10 protein-coding genes are annotated in these 10,527 nt (G+C 65.9%); 4 read left to right on the forward strand and 6 right to left on the reverse strand.

Features of this window, described 5'->3' with window-relative positions:
- Positions 1–91 precede the first annotated feature (91 nt).
- From ACE3QM_RS20355 to ACE3QM_RS20365, 3 genes are all read left to right on the forward strand, one after another.
- Positions 92–1,519 (forward strand): tetratricopeptide repeat protein, encoded by a 1,428-nt coding sequence (locus ACE3QM_RS20355; RefSeq protein ID WP_374424434.1) that lies wholly within the window; start codon positions 92–94, stop codon positions 1,517–1,519.
- A gap of 72 nt (positions 1,520–1,591) precedes the next feature.
- Entirely contained in the window at positions 1,592–2,464 is an 873-nt protein-coding gene (galU, locus tag ACE3QM_RS20360) for a UTP--glucose-1-phosphate uridylyltransferase GalU (RefSeq protein ID WP_374424436.1), read from the forward strand.
- 67 nt (positions 2,465–2,531) lie between these two features.
- A complete protein-coding gene (locus ACE3QM_RS20365) occupies positions 2,532–3,074 on the forward strand; it encodes a hypoxanthine-guanine phosphoribosyltransferase (RefSeq protein WP_048409236.1) in 543 nt (180 codons plus the stop codon).
- 367 nt (positions 3,075–3,441) lie between these two features.
- On the opposite strand, the gene ACE3QM_RS20370 is transcribed toward ACE3QM_RS20365, so the two are convergent.
- The 6 genes from ACE3QM_RS20370 to hemP form a co-directional block, all read right to left on the reverse strand.
- The gene (locus tag ACE3QM_RS20370; protein ID WP_231463880.1) at positions 3,442–4,257 is read right to left on the reverse strand and encodes an ABC transporter ATP-binding protein; all 816 of its coding nucleotides are present in this window, start codon (positions 4,255–4,257) and stop codon (positions 3,442–3,444) included.
- Entirely contained in the window at positions 4,250–5,236 is a 987-nt protein-coding gene (locus ACE3QM_RS20375; RefSeq protein WP_374424439.1) for a FecCD family ABC transporter permease, read from the reverse strand. The genes ACE3QM_RS20370 and ACE3QM_RS20375 overlap by 8 nt, the downstream gene beginning before the upstream one ends.
- Positions 5,233–6,024: a hemin ABC transporter substrate-binding protein gene (locus ACE3QM_RS20380; RefSeq protein ID WP_374424441.1), complete on the reverse strand. Its 792-nt coding sequence runs from the start codon at positions 6,022–6,024 to the stop codon at positions 5,233–5,235. Before ACE3QM_RS20380 ends, ACE3QM_RS20375 begins: the two co-directional genes overlap by 4 nt.
- Positions 6,014–7,057, reverse strand: a complete 1,044-nt coding sequence (locus ACE3QM_RS20385; protein ID WP_374424443.1) for a hemin-degrading factor — start codon at positions 7,055–7,057, stop codon at positions 6,014–6,016. The genes ACE3QM_RS20380 and ACE3QM_RS20385 overlap by 11 nt, the downstream gene beginning before the upstream one ends.
- Before the next feature lie 60 nt (positions 7,058–7,117).
- A complete protein-coding gene (locus ACE3QM_RS20390) occupies positions 7,118–9,307 on the reverse strand; it encodes a TonB-dependent hemoglobin/transferrin/lactoferrin family receptor (protein ID WP_374424445.1) in 2,190 nt (729 codons plus the stop codon).
- Between the two features lie 81 nt (positions 9,308–9,388).
- Entirely contained in the window at positions 9,389–9,562 is a 174-nt protein-coding gene (gene hemP, locus ACE3QM_RS20395; RefSeq protein ID WP_048409321.1) for a hemin uptake protein HemP, read from the reverse strand.
- 164 nt (positions 9,563–9,726) lie between these two features.
- Between hemP and ACE3QM_RS20400 the strand changes: the two genes are divergently transcribed.
- Positions 9,727–10,413 (forward strand): 4'-phosphopantetheinyl transferase superfamily protein, encoded by a 687-nt coding sequence (locus ACE3QM_RS20400; protein ID WP_374424447.1) that lies wholly within the window; start codon positions 9,727–9,729, stop codon positions 10,411–10,413.
- Positions 10,414–10,527 lie beyond the last annotated feature (114 nt).

Here is a 10,527-nt window from a genome sequence, read left to right on the forward strand (position 1 = left end):
AGGGTTTGCCTTCCGTGCCCTTCCGTGTGCTTCCGTGGCTAAATCGGTTTTGGGGTTTTCGTGGCAGGTATTTTAAGAAGGAACGGAACAGATGACGGCGGACCAAGCCTTCAAACAAGGCAACCGATTGGCGGCGGAGGGCCGCTGGCGCGAGGCGGAGCAGGCGTTTGATCAATGCCTGCGCTTGAATGCGCAGGATTGGCAAGCGCTGGCCAACCGCGCCAACGCCCGCTTGCGTCAGGGCGACAGCGCGCGCGCGCTGGACGACTACCTGGCCGCCGCCGCGCTCAATCCGCAGTCGGTCAATATCAAATGCAATCTGGCGGTGCTGCTCAAGGAGTTGGGTGAGCTGGAGCTGGCGGAAGCGTTGCTGCGCGAGGCCCTGGCGGCGGAGCCCGAACATGTCGACGCCTGGAGCAATCTGGGCGTGGTGTTGCAGCATCGGCTGCGATACCAGGACGCCATCGCCTGCCATCTGCGCGCCATCGAGCTGGCCGGAGCCAGCCCGGCGCGCTGCAACAACCTGGGCTACGCCTGCACCTGCGCCTTGCTGCTGGACGACGCCATCGCCGTGTTGCAAGGTGGTTTGGAGCTGGACCCGAACGACGCCAATCTGCGCTTCAGCCTGTCCATCGCGCTATTGCTGGCCGGCCGCTACGCCGAGGCCTGGCCGTATTATGAGGCGCGCTGGGAAGCCATTCTGCAGCCGCGTCACCGCGAACGGCGCTGGCAGGGCCAGGCGCTGGACGCGTCCGTCTTGCTGTTGTGGGCGGAACAGGGCCTGGGCGACAGCCTGCAGATGGCGCGCTTCCTGCCGCGGCTGCGGGCCGAGCATCCGCGGGCGCGCCTGCTGCTGGCCTGCCCCAAAACCTTTCATCGCCTGTTCGCTCAATTCGACGGCATCGAACTGCTGGAAGCGGAGGCCGCGCCGGCTTTCGATTGGCAACTGCCGCTGATGTCCTTGCCCGGCGCGCTGGGCGTGACGCTGGAGAATCTGTCCGGCCAGCCTTATCTGAGCGCGGTGCCGGCGGCCGCGGTCCCGGCGCGCGGCGGCGGCCGTCCACGCGTCGGCGTGGTGTGGGAGAGCGGGCAATGGGGCGTGGGCAAGGCCGATCATTGGCGCCGCCACAAATCGGTGCCGCCGGAGGACTTCGCCTCTTTGTGCCGGCTGCCCGGCATCGACTTCGTGTCCTTGCAGCCGGGAACGACGCCTTTGGCCTTGCAAGGTTTGTTGAGCACGCCGGCCCTGAACGATTTCGCCGATACCGCCGCCTGGGTGGCGGAGCTGGATCTGGTGATCACCGTCGATACCGCCGTCGCCCACCTGGCCGGCGCGATGGGCAAGCCGGTCTGGGTGTTGATGCGCGCGGAAAGCGCGCCCTTCTTCCTGGCCGCCGGCGAGCGCGCGCCGTGGTACGACTCGATGCGGGTCTGGCGCCAGGCCGAGGCCGGCGCTTGGGATGCGGTGCTGGAGGGTGTGGCGCAGGTGCTGGCTCAGCATTTTGCCGCCGCTTTGTGAAGTGGGACTTTCACCCGCGGGCCGTAGCGCGGTAGAATGCGCGGCTGTCAACGCTTGTTAACGAGAATGGGCATGAAAAAAATCACGAAAGCGGTCTTCCCCGTAGCCGGGTTGGGCACCCGTTTCCTGCCGGCCACCAAGGCCAGCCCCAAGGAAATGCTGCCGGTGGTGGACAAGCCGCTGATCCAGTACGCGGTGGAAGAGGCGATCGCCGCCGGCATGACCGAGCTGATTTTCATCACCGGCCGCAACAAGCGTTCGATTGAAGACCATTTCGACAAGGCCTATGAGCTGGAAACCGAACTGGAAAACAAGAACAAGCAGAAGCTGCTGGACACGGTGCAGGGCATCATCCCGCCATCGGTGTCCTGCATCTTCATCCGTCAGACCGAGGCACTGGGCCTGGGCCACGCCGTGCTGTGCGCGCGGCCGGTGGTGGGCAATGAGCCGTTCGCGGTGATCCTGGCCGACGACCTGATCGAAGGCGCGCCGGGCGCGATGGAGCAAATGGTCAAGCTGTTCGACGAAACCCATACCTCGGTGCTGGGGGTAGAAACCGTGGCGCCGGAGGAAACCGGCTCCTACGGCATCGTCAAGGTGGTGCCGGACGCGCGCGGCCATCAGCAAGTGGAACATATCGTGGAGAAGCCGCGCCCGGAAGTGGCGCCGTCCAATCTGGCGGTGGTGGGCCGTTACATCCTGACCCCGCGTATTTTCGACAAGCTGGTCAACACCACGGCCGGCGCCGGCGGTGAAATCCAGCTCACCGACGGCATCGCGGCCCTGATGAAGGATGAGGCTGTGCTGGCGCTGCCGTTCAAGGGCGTGCGTTACGACTGCGGCTCCAAGCTGGGCTATCTGAAAGCCACGGTCAATTACGGCTTGCAGCACCATGAGGTCGGCGCTGAGTTCACCGCCTATTTGCAGTCACTGGCCAGGAACTAATCGTTTTCTCAATCACGCCGCTCTGTCATGAAGAGCGGCGTTTGTACGTGTGAATCAAGGAGGCATCATGCCCAATATTGCCGAGGCCCGTGGCCTGATCAACAGTTCCGACGTGCTGTTCACCGCGGAGGAAGTCAGCGCGGCCGTCGACCGCATGGCGGTGGAAATCACCAAGGAACTGGGCGAAACCTATCCGCTGGTATTGTCCGTGATGGGCGGCGCCGTGGTGTTTACCGGTCAGTTGCTGCCGCGCCTGGCCTTCCCGCTGGACTTCGACTACGTTCACGTGTCCCGCTACGGCGATAAGACCCAGGGCGGCGAACTGGTGTGGAAGCAGGCGCCCAAGGAAGACGTGCGCGATCGTGTGGTGCTGGTTCTGGACGACATCCTGGACGAAGGCCACACCATGGCGGCGATCCGCGACAAAGTGATGGACATGGGCGCCAAGGCCTTCTACAGCGGCGTGTTCGCCAACAAGCTGATCAGCAAGGAAAAGCCGATGCTGGCGGACTTCGTCGGCCTGGACGTGCCGGACCGCTATGTATTCGGCTACGGCATGGACGTGCGCGGCGCCTGGCGCAATCTGCCGGCGATCTACGCACTGAAATAAGCGCGGCCAGATCGCGAAAAACCCCCGGCTCGCCTCAGCAAGCCGGGGGTTTTTATTTTTGGACCTAGTCTAAGAACGTGTTTCCGATCTCGCGAGCTAAGGCGAGACAAGGCGAAAACGGGCGAAAAAGCGGAATGTACAAGTGGTACATGAGCATTTTGAGCTCGGTTTCAACGCCGTATCGCCGACGCGCAGCAGATCGTAAACAGGTTCTCAGAGTCTGTTCAAAGTCTCGCGAGCTAGGGCGAGACAAGGCGTTGCGGCTGAGAAAGCGGAATGCTCAAGTGGTACATCAGCATTTCGAAGCTGTTTTCAACGCCCTTTACCTATCCATCCCGCCGACGCGCAGCAGGCTATGAACAGGCTCTCAGGCGCCGGCCGCCAGCGCCGCGGGCTTCTGCGCCTGCGCCAGGGCGGCGTTGAGCTGCCAGTCATTGCCGCTGCGCTGCAAGCGCACCGGCCAGCGGTAGACCGCCAGCAGCCGTTCCGGCGTCAGCACCTGCTCCGGCGCGCCGGCCACCACCAGCCGGCCCTGCTCCAGCAAGGCCACATGATCGGCATAGCTGGCCGCCAGCGCCAGGTCGTGCAGCACCTGCACCACGGTCTTGCCCTGGCGCGACAGCTCCAGCAGCAATTGTTGCAGGCGGTGCTGGTGGCGCAGATCCAGATGGTTGGTGGGTTCGTCCAGCAACAGCACCGGCGCCTGCTGCGCCAAGGCGCGGGCGATGGCCGCGCGCTGCCGCTCGCCGCCGGACAGGTGGTCCAGCCGCTGGTCGGCGTAATCGTCCAGCTCCACCGTGGCCAGCGCGTCGGCCACCGCGCTCTTGTCTTCCACCTTGGGGCGGGAGAACGCGCCCAGATAGGGCATGCGGCCCAGCATCACGAATTCGCGCACCGTCAGCGGAATCCCGGAGGGGATGTGCTGCGGCACCCAGGCGATGCGGCGCGCGCGCACCGCCGCGTCCATGCGGCCCACGCATTGGCCGGCCAAGCGCACCGCGCCGGCCCCGGGCGTGGATAGGCCGGCCAGCAGGCGCATCAGCGTGGTCTTGCCGGCGCCGTTGGGTCCCAGCAGCGCGCTGACGCGGCCAGCGGGCAGGTCCAGGTTGATGTCGTCCAGAATCCGCTTGCCGTCGATATCGTAGGCCAGCTGGCGCACGCACAGAGTAGAGGTCTCAGCCATTGGTCAGACTCCTTTGTTGCCGCCGGAACACCCAGACGAAGAACGGCGGTCCGGCGAATGCCGCCATCAATCCCACCGGTAGATCGATGGGCCAGACTATGGTGCGCGCCAGCGTGTCCACCGCCAGCAAGAACAAGGCACCGGCCCAGGCCGACAGCAGGATCAGCCGGCGGCGGCAGCCGCCCAGCACCAGCGCCAGCGCATTGGGAATCATCATGCCGACGAAGCCTATCACCCCGGACAGCGCCACCGCGCCGCCGGTGGCCAGCGCCGCGCCCACGGCGGTGAGGCGGCGGGTGCGGCGCACATCTATGCCCAGCGACTGAGCGGCGTCCTCGCCCAGCAGCAGGCAATCGAGATCGCGGCCGACCGCGGCCAGGATCAACAGCCCCAGGCCGGCCACGCCCAGGCAGGCCAGCAGGCGTTCCGACGTAGCCGACGACAGATTGCCGGCCAGCCAGCTGGTGGCGGCGCGCAGGGTCAGGTCGTCGGACATGAAAATCATCAGGCTGGTGATGGCGCCGCAGAAAGCGCCCACCACCAGGCCCATCAGCAGCAGGCCGGCCAGGCCGCCGCGCACCAATCGCGCCAGCAGCAGGATCAGCCAGGTGGCCAGCAGGCCGCCGCCGAAGGCGGCCAGCGGCAAGGACAGGCCGGCGGCGCCGATGGCCAGCATGCTGACCACGGCCAGCGCCGCGCCGCTGGACGTGCCGATCAGGCCGGGGTCGGCCAGCGGATTGCGAAACAACGCTTGCAAGGCCGCGCCGCTGGCGGCCAGCGCCGCGCCCACGCCCAGCGCCGCGGCGATGCGCGGCAGCCGCAACTGGGTCAGCAATGGATCGCTGAAGTCCGGCCAGGCCAGGCCGTTGCCGCCGCTGGACAAGGCCAACAGCGGCAGCAGCAGGCTGGCGGCGATCAGGCCCAACAGCAGCCAGCGAGCGCGGCTGGGCGCGGCGGCTTCCATGCTCAGCGCGCTCACATCTTCACCATCTGCTCGACCACCGCCGGGCTGTTCAGTCCCACCATCATCGCGTCCTTGGCCGGCAGCAGATAGATGCGGCCCTGCTTGCCGGCCGGCGTGGACGCGATTTCCGGCCGCTTGGAGAAGGCCTCCTTGCCGCCGTGCACCGCGCCGGTGTGGCTGCCCAGGATGATCACGTCGGGTTGCAGGCTTTGCCAAGCGTCGCGGGCCATAGGCTTGAAGCCGGACAGCTGGCTGGCGACGTTGACGCCGCCGGCGGCGCGGATCAGAGTGTCGGCGGCGGTGTCGCGGCCGGCCACCAGTTGGCCGTCGTAGCTGACCAGGTAGCGCACGCCGCGCGCCGGGCGCGGCGCCATCTCGCGCTGCCAGCGGCTGGCCAATTGCTGGGCGTTGGCGTCGCGGCCCAAGAGCTGTCCCACTTTGCGGATCGCGTCGGCGAAGTCCGCGCCGTCCTCGCGGCGCGTCACCTCCTCGGCGCGCACCTGCAACTGGCGCAGCTGGGTCCACACCGTCGGCGGCTGCGCCTCGGCGCTGCCCAGCACCAGGGTGGGCTTGAGTCGGGCGATGGTTTCGGCGTTCAGCGCGCGGGAAAAGCCCACCACCTGCGCCTGAGCCAGCGCCGGCGACTTGCTGGAACGGTCGCGGCCGACGACTTCCTTGCCGGCGTCCAGCGCCACCACGATGTCGGCGATGTCGGGGGTCATCACCACGATGCGTTGTACCGCCCAGGCGGGCAACGCGGCGGCCAGGCCCAGCAGGGCGGCGAAGGCGAATTTAGGCGACATCGGCGCGCTCCAGTGCCGGCAGCTCGCCCAGCAGCTTGATCCATTCCACGCGTTCCGCCTGGCCCGGCTTGCGTTCGCCGAAGAAAGTGGCCAGCGACAAGCCCTTATCGTCGAACAGCTCCAGCGAGGTGACCACGCCGTGATCGCCCGGCTTGCGAGTGACCCAGGCCTCGGCGATCAGATCGGTGCGCAGATGCAGGTTGAAGTGCGGGTCCAGCACATTGAGCCAGTTGCCGACGATCTGCACATTGCGCACCGGACCGGTGTGAATCTGGATCATGCCGCGGTTGCCGGCGAACACCATGATGGGGGCTTCGATATGGGCGGCGCGGCGCAGCAGCTGCTCCACCGCTTCCGGCAGCACGCGCCAGGCCTGGCCTTCCGGCGCCAGGCGGAAGCCCTGCTGGCGCGACACGCCCCAGCGGCGCAGGAAGGGATGGAAGGCGTGCACGTCCTGCAAGCTCTGCCATTCCTGCTGGAAGCCGGCCTTGTCGATGGTCTCGTCGTCCAACTCCGCCGCCTCGGCTTCCTGTGGGTCTATGCTCAGCGCGGCCTTGGGCGCGGCGAAGGTGTCCACCAGGCGCTGGTAGGCGGCCAGATCGCTATTGGCGGTCAGGTAGATCTTGTGCACCGCCTCGCCGAAACGGTCGAAGAACTGCAGGCTGCGCTGCTCGCCGCGCGCGCTGGCCGTGGTGACGGCGAAGGCATGCTGCCAATGGAACAGGAAAATGCGCAGATCGATGATCGGGTTGATGGCCAGGCCTATCTTGCCGTCGATCTGCACATTGCGGTAATCGCCGGTGGTTTCATGCACGCAGGCGTGATTGCGCGTCAGCGCCATCACCGGACCCAGATGGGCGATCTGGCTGAGAATGTCGTTCCAATGCGGCTGCAAGGCCTGGCTGGCCGGATCGGCGGCCACCAGCTCGGCCTCGCTGACGCCCAGCGCGTCGGCGGCGTCGCGCGCGCGCAGTTTCGGCTGGCTGGCTTTCAGGACTTGGAAGCGATCCCACAGCTGGCTGAAGTCGGTCATATTCGGGTTCTCCTTGGAGCGATCAAAAGCGGGCGCCCGCCACGGGACGGGCGCTCGCGGTTAGAAGGTGTATTTGATGCTGGCGCTGAGGTTGCGGCCAGGCTGGGTGAACAGGTCCAGCGTGCGGTCGCTGCTGGTCTTGCCGCGCACGTCGGCGGCTTTCCAGTATTTCTGATCGAAGACATTGAACACGCCAGCGCGCAGCGTGGTGTTCTTGGCTGGCTTCCAGTAAGCGGTCAGGTCCAGCACGGCGTAGCCGGGGGCCAGGAACGAGGACTGGCTTTGACCGCCGCTCAGAGCCCCAATATTCGGCAGGCGGGTATTGGCTCGGGCCAGTTTCAGCAAGGCCTCGCCGCCGAAGCTCGCCTGGTCGTAGCGCAGGCCCAGCGTGGCGTTGAGCGGGGTGATGCTGGCCAGCGGCTCGTTCTTCTGCTTGTTCTGGCCATGGGTGTAGGCGATGGACGCCATCGCGCGCCAGCTCGGCGCGAAGCGCCAGGCGGCGCGGCCTTCCACGCCCTTGATCTCGACTTCGCCGATGTTCTGGTACTGGAAGGCGGACAGGCCGTTGATCATGCCGATGTCGGCCAGATCGATGAAGTCCTTGTAGCGGTTGGCATAGGCGGTGAGGCCGAAGTCAAAGCTGTCCCATTGGCCTTTCAGGCCCAGTTCCACGCCGCGGCTGGTTTCAGACTTGAGATTGGGGTTGGGCAGCACTTGATAGCGCTGAATCGGGTTGGTGAACGCCATATTGGCGTCGTCGAACGGCGGCGCGCGGAAGCCGGAGGAGAACTGCAGGAAGCCGGTGTAGTGATCGGCGAACGGCAGGCTCAGACCCAGCTTGGGCGAGAAGGCGCTGTCCTTGAAGGTGGGCACCTGGTAGTTGTTGGGGTTGCCGTTGGCGAACGCTTGGTCCAGCTGCGGCGTCATCTTGTAGTGATCCCAACGCAGCGACGGAGACGCCACCAGACCGTTGCCGAACTTGATCTCATCCTGGACGAACAGGCCGATGCGCTCGGAGCGGCTGTCGGGGAAGGTCTTGTTGGGGTAGGTTTCGCCGCCGACGATATTGCTGGTGCTGCCGTTTGGATTGTATTGGGTCTTGAGGCGCGGACGGCTGGTGTCGGTGCGGCTCAAGTCCGCGCCCCACAACAGCTGGTGTTCGGCGGAGAGGGCTTGGAAGTTGTGCTCGGCTTCCAGGGTCAGGCCGTAGCTGTCCTGCTTGAAGCCGTAGTCGGACAAGATGCGCAGGCCGTTGCTGCGCCACTCGGTATTGGTGTCGGCGTTGTCCAGCTTCTGATAATAGGCTTTCACCGCCAGCCGGTCGAAGGCGCCGAGCTGCTTGCCTTCCCAGGCCAAGGACGCGCGGTCGCGCTGGGTACGGTCCTGCGCCTGATTGTTGGTGACGACGTAGGCGTTGCGCGGGCCGGGACCCAAGGAGTTCAGCAGATTGCTGTCGGTGTCGCGCCGGTAATGTTCCAGCGTCAGTTCCAGCCGCTGGTTGGCGGCCGGCTTGAAGCCCAGCTTGGCCAGCACATTGTCGCTGTCCCAGCTTTGCGGATTCGGCTTGGTGCGCAGCGTGCTGCTGCTGTCGTTATTGCCCTGGTTGTCGGTTTCGTGGCCGTTGCGGTGGGTGTAGAGCAGCATCAGATCGGCGCGCTCGCCCTTGACGCCGACACCGGCGCTGCTGCCCCAGCCATTGTTGGCGGTGCCGCCAAAGCCCTTGACGCTGCCGCCCACGCCTTGCTCTTCCGGCACGAAATCGTCCACGGTCTTGGTGCGGTAGCCGACCACGCCGCCGATGGCGTCGGAGCCGTACAGGCTGGAAGTGGGGCCCTTGACGATGTCGATGGCGCGCAGGGTTTCCAGTTCCACGTAGTCGCGGCCGGAGATGGCCCCGCTATTGTTGCCGCCGCCGGCATAGGATTCCGGCAGGCGGATGCCGTCGATCAGCATCAGGATGCGGTTGCCGTCTATGCCGCGGATGGTGTAGCCGGCATTGCCGCGGCGCGCCGGATCGGTGGCCACTTCCACGCCGGGCTCGTATTTGACCGCGTCGGCGATATCGCGCACCAGTTGCTCGTCCAGCTTGTGGCGCGAGATCACGCTGGCGTTGGGCGCGGTTTCCGCCAGCGACTTGCTGCTGCGGTGGGCGGTGACCTGAACGGTCTCCAGTTCCGCCGGCGTTGCCGCCAGCGCGGGCCAGGCGGCGGCCAGGCTCAGAACCAAGGGGGTGGCGCGAAATAAGGCCATGGAAACTCCAAACTTCCTAAGGTTGGGTGCTTCCGCTGGCTGGCTAGTCTTGGCTGGCTTGCGGTGTGTGTGGTCTGGGACCTATTTGATCAGGATGAGCTTGCCGTTGCGGGTCAGTTGCAAGCGATACATTTCGCCCTGATGTTCGATCAGGATTTCCTTGCCTTTGGCGAACAGTTCGCAACTGCGCAGCACCGGGGGCAGGCTGGCAGCGCTGGTTCCGGTGCCGGGCTTGGAGGCGGTGTGGGCGTGCATGAATTTATCCATGGCCAAATGGTAACGATTCTCATTATCGAATTCAACCTGGAACAGGCCTTGAGGCGAGCGAAAAGGGCGCGGCTGTGGCGCGGCGGTCACAAAACGGCATGGCTTAGCCGGCGCTGGCCGGGGATAATGGCGGTTTTTGCGCGGAGAGGCGGATGGACCTGAACGCTTTGATCAAGCTTTTGCCCAGCCCGGCGGGCGCGCCGCAGGCCTTGCGCCTGTATCGCGTGCGGCTGGATGTGGATTGGCCGGTGGACGAGGCGCTGCTGGCGGGCTTGAGCCAGGACGAGCGCAAGCGCTGCCTGCGCTATCTGCGTACCATCAATCAGTTGCAGTTCGCGCTGACCCGGCTGGCCTTAAGGAGGCTGCTGGCGCAAGAAACCGGCCTGGCGCCGGACGCGCTGATGTTTGAGCTGGGCGCGCATGGGAAACCGGTCTTGAGTCTGCCCGGCGCGCCGGTGTTCAATGTGTCGCATTCCGGCGCCTACGCGTTGATCGCCATCGCGCATGGCGGCCAGGTGGGCGTGGACATCGAAACGGTGCAGCCCATGCGCGACGTGCCGGCGCTGGCGGAACAGACGCTGCGGCCGGAGGAACTGGAATTGTGCCGGCACGGCCAGGACGTGGCGGCCTTCTTTCAGTTGTGGACCATCAAGGAAGCGGTGTTGAAAGCCTGGGGCGTGGGCATTGCCCAGCATCTGTCCGCATTCGCCGCCACCGGACTGGCGCGGGGCGAACTGCCTTTGAGCATTGCCGAACCTGACCGCTGGCCGGCGACGCGGGCCTGGGCCTTGCCCGCGCCGGAGGGCTATGCGGCCACGCTGGCCTGGGCGGAGCGCTGAAACGGGGCGGCGGAATGACAAAAAACCCGCCATGTTGCCATGACGGGCTTTTGCTAATGCTGGCGTCCCCACGGGGAATCGAACCCCGGCTACCGCCGTGAAAGGGCGGTGTTC

Source organism: Chromobacterium sp. (assembly GCF_041912965.1).
Lineage (GTDB): Bacteria > Pseudomonadota > Gammaproteobacteria > Burkholderiales > Chromobacteriaceae > Chromobacterium > Chromobacterium aquaticum.